The 16158-nt window shown below is 71.5% G+C and carries 18 protein-coding genes; 7 read left to right on the forward strand and 11 right to left on the reverse strand.

The window, feature by feature from the left end; all coding sequences use genetic code 11:
* Nucleotides 1-12 precede the first annotated feature (12 nt).
* Together thrS and BJY16_RS44920 are read right to left on the reverse strand one after the other, a co-directional pair.
* Nucleotides 13-2010 carry a threonine--tRNA ligase gene (thrS, locus tag BJY16_RS44915; protein ID WP_185045799.1) on the reverse strand — a complete coding sequence of 666 codons (1998 nt, stop codon included), beginning with the start codon at nucleotides 2008-2010 and terminating at the stop codon, nucleotides 13-15.
* A 53-nt stretch (nucleotides 2011-2063) separates the two neighbouring features.
* A complete protein-coding gene (locus BJY16_RS44920; protein WP_185045800.1) occupies nucleotides 2064-2978 on the reverse strand; it encodes an ADP-ribosylglycohydrolase family protein in 915 nt (304 codons plus the stop codon).
* A gap of 96 nt (nucleotides 2979-3074) precedes the next feature.
* Here BJY16_RS44920 and BJY16_RS44925 point away from each other — a divergent pair, with 96 nt between their 5' ends.
* The 4 genes from BJY16_RS44925 to BJY16_RS44940 all read left to right on the forward strand — a co-directional run bounded on the left by BJY16_RS44925 (nucleotide 3075) and on the right by BJY16_RS44940 (nucleotide 7860).
* Nucleotides 3075-3764: a response regulator transcription factor gene (locus tag BJY16_RS44925; protein WP_043525920.1), complete on the forward strand. Its 690-nt coding sequence runs from the start codon at nucleotides 3075-3077 to the stop codon at nucleotides 3762-3764.
* Between the two features lie 2 nt (nucleotides 3765-3766).
* Nucleotides 3767-5152 (forward strand): HAMP domain-containing sensor histidine kinase, encoded by a 1386-nt coding sequence (locus BJY16_RS44930; protein ID WP_185045802.1) that lies wholly within the window; start codon nucleotides 3767-3769, stop codon nucleotides 5150-5152.
* A 330-nt stretch (nucleotides 5153-5482) separates the two neighbouring features.
* On the forward strand, nucleotides 5483-7645 hold the full coding sequence (locus BJY16_RS44935) for an RICIN domain-containing protein (protein ID WP_239176833.1): 2163 nt from the start codon (nucleotides 5483-5485) through the stop codon (nucleotides 7643-7645).
* A 68-nt stretch (nucleotides 7646-7713) separates the two neighbouring features.
* Complete coding sequence (locus tag BJY16_RS44940; protein WP_185045804.1) at nucleotides 7714-7860, forward strand: hypothetical protein; 147 nt, start codon at nucleotides 7714-7716, stop codon at nucleotides 7858-7860.
* A gap of 5 nt (nucleotides 7861-7865) precedes the next feature.
* Here BJY16_RS44940 and BJY16_RS44945 read toward each other — a convergent pair whose 3' ends face one another.
* Nucleotides 7866-8891 (reverse strand): adenosine deaminase, encoded by a 1026-nt coding sequence (locus tag BJY16_RS44945; RefSeq protein WP_185045806.1) that lies wholly within the window; start codon nucleotides 8889-8891, stop codon nucleotides 7866-7868.
* Nucleotides 8892-9171: 280 nt separating this feature from the next.
* Nucleotides 9172-10017 (reverse strand): trans-aconitate 2-methyltransferase, encoded by an 846-nt coding sequence (locus BJY16_RS44950; protein WP_185045808.1) that lies wholly within the window; start codon nucleotides 10015-10017, stop codon nucleotides 9172-9174.
* A 91-nt stretch (nucleotides 10018-10108) separates the two neighbouring features.
* Between BJY16_RS44950 and BJY16_RS44955 the strand changes: the two genes are divergently transcribed.
* Together BJY16_RS44955 and BJY16_RS44960 are read left to right on the forward strand one after the other, a co-directional pair.
* The gene (locus BJY16_RS44955) at nucleotides 10109-11086 is read left to right on the forward strand and encodes an aldo/keto reductase (RefSeq protein ID WP_185045810.1); all 978 of its coding nucleotides are present in this window, start codon (nucleotides 10109-10111) and stop codon (nucleotides 11084-11086) included.
* Nucleotides 11080-11328: a hypothetical protein gene (locus BJY16_RS44960; protein ID WP_185045812.1), complete on the forward strand. Its 249-nt coding sequence runs from the start codon at nucleotides 11080-11082 to the stop codon at nucleotides 11326-11328. Before BJY16_RS44955 ends, BJY16_RS44960 begins: the two co-directional genes overlap by 7 nt.
* Nucleotides 11329-11532: 204 nt before the next feature.
* Here the strand turns inward: BJY16_RS44960 and BJY16_RS44965 are convergent, their stop codons facing one another.
* The 7 genes from BJY16_RS44965 to BJY16_RS44995 all read right to left on the reverse strand — a co-directional run bounded on the left by BJY16_RS44965 (nucleotide 11533) and on the right by BJY16_RS44995 (nucleotide 15771).
* Entirely contained in the window at nucleotides 11533-11736 is a 204-nt protein-coding gene (locus tag BJY16_RS44965) for a cold-shock protein (protein ID WP_011905669.1), read from the reverse strand.
* A 345-nt stretch (nucleotides 11737-12081) separates the two neighbouring features.
* The gene (locus tag BJY16_RS44970) at nucleotides 12082-12354 is read right to left on the reverse strand and encodes a DUF4235 domain-containing protein (RefSeq protein WP_185045813.1); all 273 of its coding nucleotides are present in this window, start codon (nucleotides 12352-12354) and stop codon (nucleotides 12082-12084) included.
* Entirely contained in the window at nucleotides 12354-12638 is a 285-nt protein-coding gene (locus BJY16_RS44975) for a DUF3618 domain-containing protein (protein ID WP_185045815.1), read from the reverse strand. The genes BJY16_RS44970 and BJY16_RS44975 overlap by 1 nt, the downstream gene beginning before the upstream one ends.
* The gene (locus BJY16_RS44980; protein WP_185045816.1) at nucleotides 12635-13066 is read right to left on the reverse strand and encodes a phage holin family protein; all 432 of its coding nucleotides are present in this window, start codon (nucleotides 13064-13066) and stop codon (nucleotides 12635-12637) included. The genes BJY16_RS44975 and BJY16_RS44980 overlap by 4 nt, the downstream gene beginning before the upstream one ends.
* 36 nt (nucleotides 13067-13102) lie before the next feature.
* A complete protein-coding gene (locus BJY16_RS44985) occupies nucleotides 13103-14308 on the reverse strand; it encodes a mechanosensitive ion channel family protein (protein ID WP_239176834.1) in 1206 nt (401 codons plus the stop codon).
* Nucleotides 14309-14562: 254 nt separating this feature from the next.
* Nucleotides 14563-15387, reverse strand: coding sequence for a DUF1206 domain-containing protein (locus BJY16_RS44990; protein WP_185045818.1), 825 nt, complete (start codon nucleotides 15385-15387; stop codon nucleotides 14563-14565).
* A 57-nt stretch (nucleotides 15388-15444) separates the two neighbouring features.
* A complete protein-coding gene (locus BJY16_RS44995) occupies nucleotides 15445-15771 on the reverse strand; it encodes a hypothetical protein (RefSeq protein ID WP_185045820.1) in 327 nt (108 codons plus the stop codon).
* Nucleotides 15772-15834: 63 nt separating this feature from the next.
* On the opposite strand from BJY16_RS44995, the gene BJY16_RS45000 reads away from it, so the two are divergent.
* The gene (locus BJY16_RS45000; protein WP_185045822.1) at nucleotides 15835-16122 is read left to right on the forward strand and encodes a GNAT family N-acetyltransferase; all 288 of its coding nucleotides are present in this window, start codon (nucleotides 15835-15837) and stop codon (nucleotides 16120-16122) included.
* The last annotated feature ends 36 nt before the right edge of the window (nucleotides 16123-16158 follow it).

Genomic DNA, 16158 nt, shown 5'->3' on the forward strand with positions numbered 1-16158 from the left:
CGGGAACTGAGGTCAGACGGCGGACGGCCCGGTGTTGACCCGGGAGCGGACCACCTCGGCCACGTGCGCGACCGCCTCGTCCAGCGAGACGCCGTTGCGCTGCGAGCCGTCCCGGTAACGGAACGACACGGTGCCGGCGTTCACGTCGTCGTCGCCGGCGATCGCCATGAACGGGATCTTCTGCTGCTGCGCGGTCCGGATCTTCTTCTGCATCCGATCGGTGGAGTAGTCCACCTCGGCCCGGATGCCCTCCTTGCGGAGGCGGTCGACGAACGCCGCCAGGTAGTCGGCGTGGTCGTCGCGGATCGGGATGCCGACCACCTGCACCGGCGCCAGCCAGGCCGGGAACGCGCCGGCGTAGTGCTCGACCAGCACGCCGAAGAACCGCTCGATCGAGCCGAACTTCGCCGAGTGGATCATCACCGGCTCCTGCCGGGTGCCGTCCGCCGCCTGGTACTCCAGGCCGAACCGGGCCGGCATGTTGAAGTCGTACTGGATGGTGGACATCTGCCAGGTCCGGCCGATCGCGTCCTTGGCCTGCACGCTGATCTTCGGGCCGTAGAACGCCGCGCCGCCCGGGTCGAGCACCAGCTCGAGGCCGGACTCCTTGGCCACGTCCTCCAGCACCCGGGTGGCGGTCTCCCACTGCTCGTCGGTGCCGATGAACTTGTCGCTCTTCGGGTCCCGGGTCGACAGCTCCAGGTAGTAGTCGTCCAGGCCGAAGTCGTCGAGCAGCGACCGGACGAAGTTCAGCAGGTGCTTGATCTCGGCCGGGGCCTGCTCGGCGGTGACGTAGGAGTGCGAGTCGTCCTGGGTCAGGCCGCGCACCCGGGTCAGGCCGTGCACCACGCCGGACTTCTCGTAGCGGTAGACCGTGCCGAACTCGAACAGCCGCATCGGCAGCTCACGGTAGGACCGCCCGCGCGACCTGAAGATCAGGTTGTGCATCGGGCAGTTCATCGCCTTGAGGTAGTAGTCCGCCCCCTCCAGCTGCATCGGGGGGAACATCGTGTCCTTGTAGTAGGGCAGGTGGCCCGACGTCAGGAAGAGGTTCTCCTTGCTGATGTGCGGGCTGCCGACGTACTGGAAGCCCTCCTCGATGTGCCGGGCCCGGACGTAGTCCTCCATCTCGCGCTTGATCACCCCACCCTTCGGGTGGAAGACCACGAGACCCGACCCGATCTCGTCGGGGAAGGAGAACAGGTCCAGCTCGGTGCCCAGCTTGCGGTGGTCCCGGCGCTCGGCTTCGGCGAGACGATTGAGGTACGCCTTCAGCTCGTCACGTGACGGCCAGGCCGTACCGTAGATCCGCTGCAGTTGGGGGTTCTTCTCCGAACCGCGCCAGTAGGCGGCGGCCGAGCGCATCAGCTTGAACGCCGGGATCAGCCGGGTCGACGGCAGGTGCGGGCCCCGGCACAGGTCGCCCCAGACCCGCTTGCCGTCCTTGTCCAGGTTGTCGTAGTGGGTCAGCTCGCCGGCGCCCACCGCGGCGGCCTCCGCGTCCACGTCGCCCTTGATGTCGACCAGTTCCAGCTTGAACGGCTCGGCGGCCAGCTCCGCCTTGGCCTCGTCGAGCGACGAGTACTCCCGGCGGTGGAAGGTCTGGCCGGCCTTGACGATCTCCTGCATCCGCTTCTCGAGCCTCGTCAGGTCCTCCGGCTGGAACGGCTTCTCCACGTCGAAGTCGTAGTAGAAACCGTCCCGGATCGGCGGGCCGATGCCGAGTTTCGCCTCCGGGAAGACGTCCTGCACGGCCTGCGCGAGCACGTGCGCGGTCGAGTGCCGGAGCACGTCCAGGCCGTCCGGGGTGTCGATCGCGACCGGGGTCACCTCGGTGTCGGCAGCCGGCGACCAGTGCAGGTCACGCAGCCGGCCGTCGGCCTCGCGGACCACGACGACCGCTTTCGGCCCGGTGGCCGGGAGCCCGGCGGCGGCCACCGCGTCGGCCGCCGTAGTCCCGGCCGGGACGACTAGTGGGTCGGCCACAGCGGGTGTACGGGGTGCAGACACGGTGATCTCCATTCGATGAGCGACTAGGCGTCCTGATGCTATCCGCCTGGCGATTACTGTCCGCTCCCGGCGGCCAGCCACGCCGGAAGCGGTTCCCGATTCGCCAGCCAGCCGGCGGGGATGCCGGCGGTCCCGGTGTACGCCGCCACCACTCCCCCGGCGATCGCCGCGGTGGTGTCCACGTCCCCACCGGCGACCACGCACGCCGCCACGGCGGCCGGGAAGTCGTCCAGGTAGCGGTCGGCGGCCCAGAGCGCGAACGGCACGGTGTCCTGCGCGGTCGCCTGGCCCCCGGTGCCGAGCCGGGCCGCGGCCTCCTCGACGCCCTTGATCGTGGCCGCGTCCCGGAGCCCGTCGCGGACCACGCCCGGCGCGGTGTGCATGGCGGTGGCCCGCAGCAGCTGTCCCGGCTCGGGCCGCAGCCCGTCCAGCCGGGCGGCGGTGGCGAACGCGGCGGCCACGGTGACCGCCACCCCACCGGCGATCCCCTCCGGGTGCGCGTGGGTCACCTCGGCGGCGCGGGCGCCCTGGGTGGCCGCGTGCGCCAGCGAGTCGGCGTGCCAGGCCCCGAGCGGCGCGGCCCGCATCGCCGCCCCGTTGCCGCACGAGCCTTGCCCGTGGAAGGCCGCGGCGGCCGCGATCGGCCAGGGCAGCCCCTCCCGGATCTGCCGGAGCATGACGACCGCCCCGGGCCCGTAGCCCCGATAGGGCTCGAAGACCTGGGCGAGGCGGGTGGCGAACGCGTCCCGGTCGAAGTCGCCCTCGTCGAGGGTGGCCACCAGGCAGCAGGCCTGCTCGGTGTCGTCGGTCCAGTCCCAGGGCGGCGCCGGGACGCGGCCGTCGAGCAGGTCGGCGGGCTTGTTGCCGGGCACGAAGTACTGGGCGCCGAGGGCGTCGCCGACGCTCAGGCCGGCCAGGCTGTCCAGGGCCAACGCGAGTCGCGTACTGGGGAAGAGGATGAAGGACATCGGTACTTCGGATCGTATTCCATCACTGAGAGTCATCAAAGCATCTCACTCCATGACCCTTTAGGTTCTGCCCGCCGGAGTCGGTACGGTCTTCGCATGGCCACGGTGTTGCTCGTCGAAGACGATCATGTCGTGCGTGGCGCCATGCTCCGTTCGCTCGCCGACCGGGGGCACGCCGTGCACGCCGTCGGCACCGCGCTGGAGGCTCTCCGGCGGGTCGCCGCGGAGACCCCCGACCTGGTCGTGCTCGACCTCGGGCTGCCCGACCTGGACGGGTCGGACGCGCTGCGGATGCTGCGCGGCATCACCGACGTGCCGATCATCATCGCCACCGCGCGCGACGACGAGCAGACCGTGGTGCGGCTGCTGCGGGCCGGCGCCGACGACTACATGGTCAAGCCGTTCACCGGCGCGCACCTGGACGCCCGGATCGCCACCGTGCTCCGCCGGGTCGGCCGGGCCAGCCGCGCCGCCCAGCCCGCCGTCCACGAGGTCGGTGAGCTGCGGGTTGACGTGGGCGAGCGGAGCGCTACCCTCGGCGACCAGCCGCTGGCGCTGACCCGCAAGGAGTTCGACCTGCTGGCGTACCTCGCCGCCCGCCCGGGCCGAGTGGTTTCCCGTCGTGAGCTGTTGGAGGAGGTATGGCGACAGCCATCGGTCGGCGAGGACCAGACCATCGACGTGCATTTGTACTGGCTCCGCCGGAAACTGGGCGAGTCCGCGGCGAAGCCCCGCTACCTGCGCACCGTGCGGGGGGTCGGATTCCGGTTGGTGGCGCCGGACTGAGGTTGCGGCTGGCCTACACCACGGCCGCCACCACCGCCGTCGCCGCCCTGGTCTTCCTCATCCCGCTGGGCTGGGGGCTGCGCTCCGACCACCGCGACCAGGCGCTCGCCGAGGCCGCCCAGCGGACCTCCACGGTGGCCGGCGCGATCGTCGCCGGCGCCGGGCAGAAAGGCGTGGCCGCCGCGATCACCGAGGCCGGCGGCCCGGTGGTGCACGTGCCCGGCCTGGCGCCCACCGACGGCGGCCGGGCCAGCGCCCGGCAGATCGACCAGGCCGCGACCAGCACCGAGGCCAGCGTGGTGGAGGTGGCCGGCGGCGTGGTCCGGTTGCAGCCGGTCACCGCGGCCGGCAAGTCCTGGGTGGTCGAGGCGTTCGTGCCGGACTCCGAGCTCGGCGCGAACACCGCCCGTGACTGGTGGCTGCTGCTCGGCCTGGCCGTGGTGCTGGTCGGCGGTTCGGTGATAGTGGTCGACCGGCTCGCCCGTGGCGCCGTCAACTCGGCGAACAACCTGGTCGAGGCGGCCCTCGCGGTCGGCGACGGCGACCTGGACGTGCGCATCTCGCCGTCCGGGCCGCGCGAGCTGGCCGAGGCGGGCTACGCGTTCAACCGGATGGCCGACCGCCTGGTCAGCTCGCGCACCGACGAGCGGGAGCTGGTCGCCGACCTGTCGCACCGGCTGCGCACCCCGCTCACCGCGCTGCGGCTGGACGCCGAGGCGCTCGACCCGGACGACACCCAGATCATCGACCTGACCGCGGACGAGGTGGACCGGCGGCGCGGCATCCGGCGCATCCGGCAGGCCATCGCCACCCTCGAGGACGAGGTCAACTCCCTGATCAACACCACCCGGCAGGCGGTCGCCCGCGAGGTGGCCGCCGCCCCCGAGGAGGGCCTGTGCGACGCCAGCGAGGTGGTCCGGGAGCGGATGACGTTCTGGTCCGCGCTGGCCGGCGACCAGAACCGGCAGTACCGGGTGGTCGGCGCGCAGATGCGGATCCCGGTCCCGGTGGCCCGGGCCGAGCTGGCCGCCGCGCTCGACGCGATCCTCGGCAACGTGTTCCGCTACACCCCGCAGGGCACCGCATTCGAGGTGGCGCTCTCCCGCCGGGACGGCTGGGTGGCGCTGCGGGTGGACGACGCCGGCCCGGGCATCCCGGACCCGGAGCGGGCGCTGCGCCGCGGCCAGAGCCAGCAGGGCTCGACCGGCCTGGGCCTGGACATCGCCCGCCGGCTGACCCAGTCCACCGGCGGCTCGGTCAGCCTGGACCGGGCCACCATGGGCGGGGCCAGCGTGGTGATGCTGATCGCCGACGCCGAGGCCGTACCCAAGACACCGAGTCGTTTCGGACTGGTCGGCCGTGGCCGGCTGGGACGACGCCCGAGCTGATCCGCAAGCCCCTTCCCCCGTACGGAACAGAAGTTGCTTAGATCTGTTTTAAGAGTGTTCCCCTGGCTCGCCCGGGCTGGCAGTGTTCCCTCCGATCCCATCCGGCTCCCCGGTTCGCACACCGCACGTCCCCATCGCCGCGGCCGGCGGAGCCCCCGCGTGGTGGGAGGCGGGCACCCCATGGCCCCCTCCCACCGCGTACCAGCTACACCGTTCCGACAAGGAGCTGCTTTGCCCGCGCATCGCCGGTCAGCGTTCCGTGGGTCGCCCCCAGGGCGGCGCCGCGCCGGAGCTGACCGGGAGCAGCCGCCACGCTCCGTCACCACCCGGATGCTTCCGGTGGCTCTCGGCCTGGCCCTGCTCGGGGTCGGCGGCGTGGTCGGCCCGAGCGTGATCGGCAGCTCCGCGCCCGACGACCCGGGCCGGTTCGAACTCACCGCGCTGCCCGCGGACGCGCCCGACCAGGGCCTGATCTACGACGGGCTGAAGCCGGCCGCGAAGAACGCGCTGTGCGCCGGGTCCTACGTGCTCTTCGACGAGACCTGCACGCACGGGCCGGACCGGGTGCCCACCGGCCTGTCCGTCGGCAAGGACGTCGCCCCGGTCACCGCCGCCACCAAGCTGCCCTCGTCGGTCCGCGTGGTCCGGAACGCTCCCGTCCCGGCCGACGCCGAGATCGCCCGCGACCTGGGCGGCAGCGCGCTCACCCCGGAGGCGCCGGCGCTGATCCCGGACCCGGCCCCGGGCAACGCCGACTTCGTGCTCGGCCCGGACGGCGTGGCCTGCGAGGGCGACGGGCAGAGCGGCAAGCGGGTGCAGGTGCTCTACCTCTACGCCGCCGGCGGCACCAGCAAGTACAGCCGGTACGTCAACTCGTTCCGCACCTGGGCCGGCGGCGTCGACGCCATCTACGACGCCAGCGCCGGCGAGACCGGGGGCTCCCGGCACGTCCGCTACGTGACCACGCCGGACTGCACGGTCTCGGTCTCCGAGGTGGAGCTGCCGGCCGGCTCGCTCGGCTCGTTCGCCGCCACGGTCAAGGCACTCGGCGCCCTCGGCTACAACCGCACCGACCGCAAGTACCTGATGTTCGCCGACACCAACGTCTACTGCGGGATCGGCACCTACGTCGACGACCAGCGCCCCGGCCGGACCAACCGGAACAACGCCGGGCCGTCCTACGCCCGGGTCGACGCCGGTTGCTGGAGCTCGGTGATGGCCGCCCACGAGCTGACCCACGTCTTCGGCGCGGTGCTCAACGGCGCCCCGAACGGCACCGGCGCGGGCGGCTGCCTGGACGACTACGACCTGCTCTGCGGCGCCGACCGGGCGAACCGGACGGTCCGCCAGGCCTGCCCCAAGTCGCACGAGGTGCGGCTGGACTGCGGCCACGACGACTACTTCAACACCAACCCGAAGCCGGGCAGTTTCCTGGACACCCACTGGAACGTGGCGCTCAGCGACTTCCTGCTGCGCAGCGACGGCGGCGACGACATCCCGGACGTGCCCGGCGCGGTCACCCCCGACCCGACCGGGACCGCCGAGCTGCCGGCCACCACCGCCCCGGCCAGCCCGGACCCGGCGCCCAGCTCCGCGACGCCGGCCCCGAGCACCAGCGCCCCGGCCGGCGACCCGCCGGCCGGCCCGAGCACCGCACCGAGCGCGTCCGCGCCGGCCGCGCCGCTGCCCGGGGCGAGCGCGCCGCCCGGCGCGCCGGTGGCCGTCGAACCGGCCGCCTTCCAGCCGCCGAAGGCGGAGAACGGCGCGAACGGCTCCGGTGACCAGGACGCCGGCGCGCCCCAGCCGCCGACCGCCGGCGGCGGGGTGCAGGCGGCGCTGGAGATCCGCGACGCGAGCAGCCTCTCCGTCCGGCTGACCTGGAGCGCCGCCTCCGACAACGCGAAATACCAGGTGTCGGTGGACGGCAAGCCGGTGGCCACGACCAAGGCGACCCGGGCCCGGCTGATCGGGCTCAAGCCGGACGCCACCTACAAGGTCGAGGTCACCAGCAAGTCGCAGGGCTACCGGGCCACCGGCACGGCCCGGACCGCGCCCGCCGCCCGGCCGGTGCAGAACTCGTACTTCGTGCTGACCAACGCGCTGACCGGCGGCGCCGCCGACCTCTACGCGGCACGCGCCACCGACGGCACGCCGGCCACGCTCGGCCCGGCCGACGGCGGCAACCAGCAGCAGTGGCAGCTCGTCCCGGCCGCCGACGAGGGCAGCTACACGCTGGTCTCCCGGGCCAGCGGCAAGTGCCTGCTGCCGCTCGGCGGCGCGGCGGTGGCCGGCGCGCCGCTGGTGCAGGGCGGCTGCACGAGCCCCGGCACCCAGTGGCGGCTGCAGGCGTCCGACCACGGCTTCACGCTGCGCAACGGGACCGGCGATCTGGTGGCCGGCGTCGGCAGCCAGCGGTTCGGCTGGCACCGGGTGCTGACCCTGGAGCCGGACACCGCACAGCGCCACCAGAGCTGGACAGCCGTCCCCAGCTGACCGTTTCCAATTCCGTCAAGGCGGGCGTGCCGTGGCCCGCTCGCCGAGGAAGGACCGGAGGGAAAGCGATGCCCGATCTGCTGAGCAGGCCGGAGACCGAGCCGGAGGAGGATCCGGCCCGGTTCTACCGGCGGCGCCTGATCCGCTGGCTGACCATCCTCACCATCGGCACCATCGTCATGGTCGCGTTCTGGCAGGACCCGCTGTCCCCCTGACCGGGTCAGTGCGTGGCGGCGGCTTCGTAGGCGTCGATCTCGGCGGTCAGCTTCGCCTTGCCGTCGAAGGACAGGAAGCTGTGGCGGACGGCGGCGCGAGCCAGGTCGGCGACGCCGTGCTGGTCGAGGCCGAGCAGGGTGGCGGCGACCGCGTACTCCCGCTCCAGGCTGGTGCCGAACATCGGCGGGTCGTCCGAGTTGACGCTGATCGGCACGCCGGCCGCGACCAGCTTGCCGATCGGGTGCTCGGCCAGGTCGGCGACCGCCCGGGTGCGCAGGTTCGACGTCGGGCAGACCTCGAGCGGGATCTGCTGCTCGGCCAGGTAGGACATCAGCCCCTCGTCCTGCGCCGCCGCGATGCCGTGCCCGATCCGCTCGGCGCCCAGCTCCCGGATCGCGTCCCAGATCGTGCCCGGCCCGGTGGTCTCCCCGGCGTGCGGAACGCTGTGCAGCCCGGCCGCCCGCGCCTTGTCGAAATACGGCTTGAACTGCGGCCGCGGCACCCCGATCTCCGGCCCACCCAGACCGAAACTGATCAGCCCGTCCGGCCGCTCCTCCAGCGCGATCCGCAGCGTCTCCTCGGCCGACGGCAGCCCGGCCTCCCCCGGGATGTCGAAGCACCACGCCAGGTCCACCCCGAAGTCCCGGCGGGCCCCCACCCGGGCGTCCTCGATCGCCTCGCAGAACGCCCCGGCCGGAATCCCGCGGCGCACGCTCGAATACGGGGTGACGGTCAACTCCGCATACCGCACCTGCTGCCGGCTCAGCTCCCGCCCGATCTCATAGGTCAGCAGCCGCACGTCCGCCGCGTCCCGGATCAGGTCGACCACGCTCAGGTAGATCTCGATGAAGTGCGCGAAGTCCCGGAACTCGAAATACTCGGCCAGCGCCGCCGGGTCGGCCGGCACCGGTGAACTACCCTCATGCCGCGCCGCCAGCTCCGCCACGATCCGCGGCGACGCCGACCCCACATGGTGCACGTGCAGCTCGGCCTTGGGCAGCCCGGCGATGAACGCGGTCAGGTCGGTCACGTCTTACTCCTCGGTTGGCAGCGATCCTCTCGCAAGAACTTAGCGAGCAGCTGGTCCCGAAGCCTGCCTACCCAGGCGATGTCCGCCGGGGCCGCACTGGTGCTCCACGCCCTGTTGCTCCACAGCCCTGTTGCAGCACAGCCCGCCACGGCACAGGCCGCCACGGCACAGCCCGCCCATCCCAAGGGGGAAGCCCCCGCAGACAGTGTGGCGCGGGGAAGGAAGATCATGCGGGTGGCCTGTGGACAACGCGCGGCTGTGGACAACGACGGCGCGGTGCCTAGGCCGTCCGGGCCACCACGAAGATGCGGCGAAACGGGAAGGGGACCAGGTCGCCGCGGGCCGGGTAGGCGCCGGCGATCTTCTTGGCCAGCTCGGTCCGGAACGTGGGCCAGGTGTCCTCGTCCAGGGCCGCGCGGACCGGGCGCAGGGCGGTGCCCTCGATCCAGCGGAGCACCGGGTGGTCCGGGCCGGCCACCGGCAGCAGGTGCAGGTAGGTGGTCTCCCAGGCGTCCACGGTCGCGCCGGTGGCGGTCAGCCGGGCGGCGTAGTCCGCCGGGTCGTCGACCGGGGATTCGCGCAGCACGTGGGCTACGCCGAAGTCGGTCGCGGTGGCTCGGAGCAGGCGGTGTGACGGCGCGTCGAAGTTGCCTGGCACCTGCATGGCCAGCCACGCGCCGGACGGCAGTTCGGTCGCCCACCGGGTGAGCATCTCCTGGTGGCCGGGCACCCACTGCAGCGCCGCGTTGGTGACCAGCACGTCGGTGTCCGGACCCGGCCGCCAGGAGGCGATGTCGCCGAGCCGGAACGTGACCCGGCCCGCGCCGACGGCCGGGACAGCCGCCGGACCGGTGGCCGGGACAGCAGCCGAGCCAGCCGAGGGACCGGCGGACGGGACGGCGGCTGGGTCAGCTGCGGTTGCCTTGTCGATCATTTCGGGAGACGAGTCGACGCCGGTCACGGTGGCGGACGGCCAGCGGTCGGCGAGGGTACGGGTCAGCTCGCCGGGGCCGCAGCCCAGATCGGCGACGGCTCGCGGGGCGGTGGCGCCGATCCGGGCGACCAGGTCGAAGAACGGACGGGAGCGCTCGTTGCCGAAGCGCCGGTAGACAGCGGGATCCCACATGACACACCTCCGGACGTACCGAAAACGGCTCTTGAATTAAACCGTACGTACGTTCTGTTTGAAGACAACAGCCGGGCGGTAGGGTCACCACGTGGAAAAACGAAGCTTTCGCCGGATGGGCCGGGACGCCTCGGTGATCGGTCTGGGTGCCTGGCAGCTCGGCGCCGACTGGGGCGACGTCAGTGAGGCCGACGCGCACGCCACCCTGCAGGCCGCGGTCGATGCCGGGGTGACGTTCATCGACACCGCGGATGTGTACGGGGACGGGCGCAGCGAGCAGATCGTCGGCTCGTTCGTCAAGGACAAGCCGGGTCTGACGGTGGCCACCAAGATGGGCCGCCGGGTGGCGCAGGAGCCGGGCAACTACACGCTGGACAACTTCCGGGCGTGGACCGACCGGTCCCGGGCCAATCTCGGGGTGGACACCCTGGACCTGGTGCAGCTGCACTGCCCGCCGACGCCGGTGTTCAGCAGCGACGAGGTGTTCGACGCCCTGGACACGCTGGTGCAGGAGAAGCGGATCGCCGCCTACGGCGTGAGCGTGGAGAAGGTCGAGGAGGCGCTCACCGCGATCGCCCGGCCCGGCACGGCCAGTGTGCAGATCATCCTGAACGCGTTCCGGCTCAAGCCGCTGGAGCGGGTGCTGCCGGCCGCCGCCGAGGCCGGGGTGGGCATCATCGCCCGGGTGCCGCTGGCCAGTGGCCTGCTCTCCGGGCGCTATGACGAGCGGACCACGTTCGCCGCCGACGACCACCGCAACTACAACCGGCACGGCGAGGCGTTCGACGTCGGCGAGACGTTCTCCGGGGTCGACTTCGCGACCGGTCTGGAAGCGGTTCGCCGGCTGCAGCCGCTGGTGCCCGAGGGCGTCACGATGGCGCAATTCGCGCTGCGCTGGATCCTCGATCAGCCCGCCGTCACCGTCGTGATCCCGGGTGCGCGCAATCCCGAGCAAGCGCGCGCGAACGCGCACGCCGCCGCTGTTCCGCCGCTTTCGCCGGAAACCCGGGAAAAGATCGCCGCAGTCTACGATGAGCTGATTCGCCCTCAGGTGCACGACAAATGGTGAACAATGAAAGCGACACTCCGGCCGACCCCACGCGCTTGCGTGGCTGGCTGAGCATGTCGCTCGGCCTGCTGGCCATCGTGCTCGGTGCGGTGTGGACCCTGCAGGGGCTCAACATGTTCGAGCACGAGCTGATGAGCGACAAGCCGATCTGGGCAGCGGTCGGCGGCGCGGTCGCCGGGCTCGGCCTGGCGCTGGTGATCATCGGTATGCGCCGCCGGAGCAGCGGCCGCGCGACGGCATGAGCACGGCCCGGTCACTTGGTGGTCCGCCTCTGGGCAGGCGAACACCATGACGACCGGGCCGGGCCAACAATTGTCAATGATGCGGTCGGAACAATAGGTCGTACAAAAGCGGCCCCGCACCCTCCGGCGAGGTTGCGGGGCCACCGGTCAGGCCGGCCTCCGCCAGGCGGCCGGCGTGCCGGCCTCGCGACCGGCGGATTGGTCTCAGAGCGGGCGAACCTGCTCCGCCTGCGGGCCCTTCTGGCCCTGGGCGATCTCGAACTCCACCCGCTGGTTCTCCTCCAGAGTGCGGTAGCCGCTCGTCTGGATGGCCGAGAAGTGGACGAACACGTCAGCACCCCCGCCGTCGACGGTGATGAAGCCGAAGCCCTTGTCTGCGTTGAACCACTTCACGGTTCCTTGCGCCATGCTGAACTCTCCTTCTGAAAATGCCGGCCCGCCCTACGCGGCAGCGGAGCGCGGGGCCGATGACCGTTTTCGAGCAGCGGCGCCGCGAGGCGGCCCTTTCAGAGGACGTCCCCTCCGCTCGGCTTTGCGACACCTCGTGGCCCTCCCGGGAAGGGCCGGTGTCCCGCCGCCTGACGGAAGCAGCGAACCACGTACGCAAAAACTGGCCACACTGTACCCGAAAATCGGGCCGGAAAGCTGCCCCTCGAAGGAATCCAATAAAGCGTGGCAGATATGGAAAAGGCTCCCCACTTCACGGTTACGAAGTGGGGAGCCGTCAAGACACCTGTCTATACGGGTAGTGATCTAGTCAGGCCAGTGACCGGTCAGGCGCTTGGTGCCGGCCGCGCTGCCCCGGTGGACCGCCGCCTTCACCACGGCGAAGATCGCGCCCTGCAGCGCCGCGGCGATGAGCACCTCGCCCCAGCCCCGGCTCTCGTCGCCGGCATCCGGCGCGTCGTCGTCGCCGGATGCCAGTTTCCAGACCTTCTTGAAGACCATGCCGGCCACCGCGCCCGCGGCCACGCCCATCGCCACGTTCACCGGCTTGAGCGCGATCTTCTCCAACTTGCCCGCCATCAGCGCCTCCCCCGCACGATCAGAATGACTCCGGCGACCGCCGCCAGCCCGGCGGCGAGCAGCACCAGCGGTGCCGGGTTCAGCCGCACCGCGGCGGCCTGCTCCCGCACCTGCACGCGGACCCGCTCGCGGGCCTGCACGACCTGCTCCCGGGCCCGGGCCTTGACGTCCGCGCGGGCCGCCAGGGCCTGCACGGTGTCACCCAGCTCGGACCGGGTCTGCTTGATCTCGGCGCGCAGCGCCACCAGATCAGGTTTCGTGGTGGTCCCGTTGCGCTCGCTCATCCCCGGCCTCGCTCCACCGCGTGCTTGACCTCGTCGACATCGGCTTTCAAGCCCTCGATCGCGGCCTGCGGCTCGGCGGGCGTGGCCCGGCGGAACTGGGAGCGGCCGATCAGCGCCAGGACGCCGGCGATCAGGAAGACCGCCACGGTGACCGTCAGACTGGCCAGCCAGAGTGGCCAGACCAGGCTCAGGGCGATGATCGCGGTCGCGATCAGGGCACCCACACCGTATCCGGCGAACACGCCCGCGCCGCCGAACAGACCGGCGCCGATCCCGGCGTGTTTCCCTTTCTCCGCCAGCTCCGCCTTGGCCAGGGTCAGTTCGTCCCGGACCAGTTTGCTGAGCTGTTCACTGGCGCGCTGCACCAGCTCCGCGGTGGACTGCTCGGACAACGGTCGGGCCGCCCTGCCATTGAGCACATCGGCCATCGCTCCCCCTTTCGCTGTGTCGCCTGTATGCCCTGTTCACCGGCCGCTCAATCCTGAAACACCGGCCGCCGTGGAAACCGTGTCGTCGTGCCCGTCGGCGCCGCCGAAGGCAGCGCCGCGCGCCTCGGCGTCGTCGCCACCGCTGAACACCCGCGCGTCCGGAGAGACGTCCGTCCTCCTTGTCCCCAGAGACTGCCGCACCGGCGCCACCCCGTCATCCGTCTCGTCCAGCTGAGTGCGCATCCGGGGCAGCGCGCCGCGCTGGTTCTCCCACATCCAGGCGACCAGCCGCTCCCGGACCAGGCAGCGCAGATCCCACAGGGCGCCCGCGTCGGCCGCGCTGACCAGGGCCCGGAGCCGGATCGTGCCGCCGATCGCCTCGGTCACCTGGAGCACGCAGACCCGCTCGTCCCACAGGTCGGAGCCCTCGCACACTCGGCGCAACTCGGTCCGCAGCGGCTCGATCGGGGTGGACCAGTCGACGTCGATCTCGGCCGTGCCGAGCACCGCCGAACTGGACCGGGTCCAGTTCTGGAACGGTTTGGTGGTGAAGTACGAGGTGGGCAGGATCAGCCGCCGGTCGTCCCAGATCTGCACCGCGACGTACGTCAGGGTGATCTCCTCGATCCGGCCCCACTCCTGCTCCACCACGACCACGTCGTCCACCCGGATCGCGTCGCTGAACGCCAGCTGCAGCCCGGCGAAGACGTTGCCGAGCGTGCTCTGCGCGGCGAGCGCCGCGATCACGCTGACCAGCCCGGCCGAGGCGAGCACGCTGGCGCCCAGCGCCCGGATCCCGGGGAAGGTCATCAGCATCACGCCGAGGGTCAGGATCACGATGGCCGCGACGGTCACCCGGCGCAGCATCACCACCTGGGTCTTGATCCGCCGGCGGCGCAGGTTGTCCGGCACGTCGGTGCGCCACCGGGCCAGCGTGAGGTCCTCCAGGACCAGCAGCAGCGCGGCCACCAGCCAGCCGAGCGAGCCGATGCAGAGCAGCACCAGCAGGTGCAGGACCTCGGCCCGGCCGGGGAACTCCCCGGCGACGACCCGCAGCGCCTGCTGGATCGCGAACAGGGTGACGGTCACCAGGAACGGGCGGTGCATGGTTTTCGCCAGCTCGGCGGCGAGCGCCGAGCGGCGACCAATCCGGATCATGGCCCAGTGCGACGCCTCGACGAGCACGACGGCCGCGACAGCGGCCCCCGTCACGCCGAGCACGGCGGTCAGAACGCTGGACACGAGCTTTCCTCTCCACGGTCGGGTGCTGTGCCAGCGCTCCAACTTGCCCCAGAGGGCAGGCGGCACACACCCGATATGGCGGATGTCGGATACAGCTCACACCCGCCACCCGGGAGTGTCAGTCAGATCTTGCGGCTCTCGGACCGACGGTTCGCTCAGATCTTGCGGCCCTCGGACCCACGGTTCGCTCAGATCTTGCGGCCCTCGGACCCACGGTTCGCTCAGATCTTGCGGCCCTCGGACCCACGGTTCGCTCAGATCTTGCGGTACTTGGCCTGCGCGAAGCAGTAGATCCCGAAGGCCGCGATGCCGAGCGCGATCAGGCCCAGCAGCCACACGCCCCACGGGTGGCCGGCCAGGGTCTTCAGCGCCGCGTCCAGGCCGCGCGCCTTGTCCGGGTCGTAGGTCACCGCGGCGGTCACGAACAGCACGCCGGCGATCGCGTACGCGACGCCCTTGGCCATGTAGCCGGACATGCCCAGCCGGATGATCGGCTGCCGGGTGGTGTGCGGCATCTGCTGGGTGTTCAGGTGCTTGGTGAACTTCCGCTTGAAGCCGTACACGAAGATCCCGATGCCGACCCCGACGACCACCAGCCCGGCCAGGCCGACCAGCCAGCGCCCGCCCTCGGAACCCATCAGGCCGGCCGACTTGCTCTCGTAGTTGTCGCCCATCGAGGCGTTGGCGCCCTGGATCACCTTGATCGCAAGCCAGCCCAGGTACGCGTAGAGCACCGCGCGGACACCGGAGAGCACCCGCTCGGCGATCGCGCTCCGGGTCTGCTCGCCGCTCTCCCCGACGACCGCCTCGAAGAGCTGCCACACGGCCATCGCGAACAGGCCGATCGTGATGATCACCAGCAGGGTCTTCCCGTACGGCTGACGGGCCAGCTCCTGCAGAGCGCCGGACTGGTCGCTCTGCTTGCCGGAGCCGCTGATCGCGACCTGCAGCGCGATCCAGGCGAACAGCAGGTGGATGATGCCGTAGCCGACGAAGCCACCCCGGGCCAGGAACTCCAAGGGCTTGCTGTCCGCGGCGCGTGACGCGTGATATTTGACGTTCGAGGTGGTGGAGGACATGCCCTCAATGTGACCGAACAGGCCCTCCGTCAAACTCCGGGTGCTATTCTCCCCGGCTCACCGGGAGACCTGCACCTGGATCGCGCTCTGCGTCACGCTCGACAGCGAGAGCTGCAGCCCGCCGACGTCGACCGCCTGCTGCCCCTTCGTCAAGGTCACCTGCTGGCCGGCCACCTCCAGGGTGACCGTGTCGTCGTCGGCGCTGACGAACTCGGCCTCCACGCCGAACACGTCGACGCTGGCGTTCGTCTCCCGCTGGATGGTCACGGTGCACTGGTCGACGCCGCAGCTCACGTCGTCACCGCACCCGGTGAGCAGGGCGGCCCCGAGGGCTGCGGAGACCAGGACGGCGGCGACGCGGCGGCGAGAAGAGGAGATCAGCACCCGTTTCACGGTACGGGCTGCGAGCAACCGTAGGCTGGCGATCAACCCCCGAGGAGGCTGCACGTGAGCGACTATCCGGTCCAGGACAACGCCGGGGCGCACCGGTTCGAGCTGCTGGTGGACGGTGCGGTGGCGGCGCTGGCCAGCTACCGGCTGCGCGGCCCGGACGTGGTGACCGTGCTGCACACCGAGACCCACCCGGACATGCGCGGCCGCGGCCTGGCCGGCGAACTGGCCCGCCAGACCCTCGACCTGATCCGCTCCCGCGACCAGCGGATCATCCCGGCTTGCCCGTTCTTCGCCCACTACATCACCGAACACCCGGAATACGCCGATCTGGTCGCCGACTAGTCCGTCCCCGCCCGCCCAGGGGAGGCCATCCCATCG

The sequence above is a fragment of the Actinoplanes octamycinicus genome, assembly GCF_014205225.1.
In the GTDB taxonomy this organism is placed as follows: Bacteria; Actinomycetota; Actinomycetes; order Mycobacteriales; family Micromonosporaceae; genus Actinoplanes; species Actinoplanes octamycinicus.

Coding starts and splice junctions, on each gene's coding strand:
- BJY16_RS44960 (WP_185045812.1), top strand. CDS start 11,080: ATGGTGAACAATGAAAGCGACACTCCGGCCGACCCCACGCGCTTGCGT.
- BJY16_RS44920 (WP_185045800.1), bottom strand. CDS start 2,978: ATGTCCTTCATCCTCTTCCCCAGTACGCGACTCGCGTTGGCCCTGGAC.
- BJY16_RS44970 (WP_185045813.1), bottom strand. CDS start 12,354: ATGGCGGGCAAGTTGGAGAAGATCGCGCTCAAGCCGGTGAACGTGGCG.
- BJY16_RS44950 (WP_185045808.1), bottom strand. CDS start 10,017: ATGTGGGATCCCGCTGTCTACCGGCGCTTCGGCAACGAGCGCTCCCGT.
- BJY16_RS44925 (WP_043525920.1), top strand. CDS start 3,075: ATGGCCACGGTGTTGCTCGTCGAAGACGATCATGTCGTGCGTGGCGCC.
- BJY16_RS44935 (WP_239176833.1), top strand. CDS start 5,483: ATGCTTCCGGTGGCTCTCGGCCTGGCCCTGCTCGGGGTCGGCGGCGTG.
- BJY16_RS44980 (WP_185045816.1), bottom strand. CDS start 13,066: ATGGCCGATGTGCTCAATGGCAGGGCGGCCCGACCGTTGTCCGAGCAG.
- BJY16_RS44965 (WP_011905669.1), bottom strand. CDS start 11,736: ATGGCGCAAGGAACCGTGAAGTGGTTCAACGCAGACAAGGGCTTCGGC.
- BJY16_RS44990 (WP_185045818.1), bottom strand. CDS start 15,387: ATGTCCTCCACCACCTCGAACGTCAAATATCACGCGTCACGCGCCGCG.
- BJY16_RS44975 (WP_185045815.1), bottom strand. CDS start 12,638: ATGAGCGAGCGCAACGGGACCACCACGAAACCTGATCTGGTGGCGCTG.
- BJY16_RS44940 (WP_185045804.1), top strand. CDS start 7,714: ATGCCCGATCTGCTGAGCAGGCCGGAGACCGAGCCGGAGGAGGATCCG.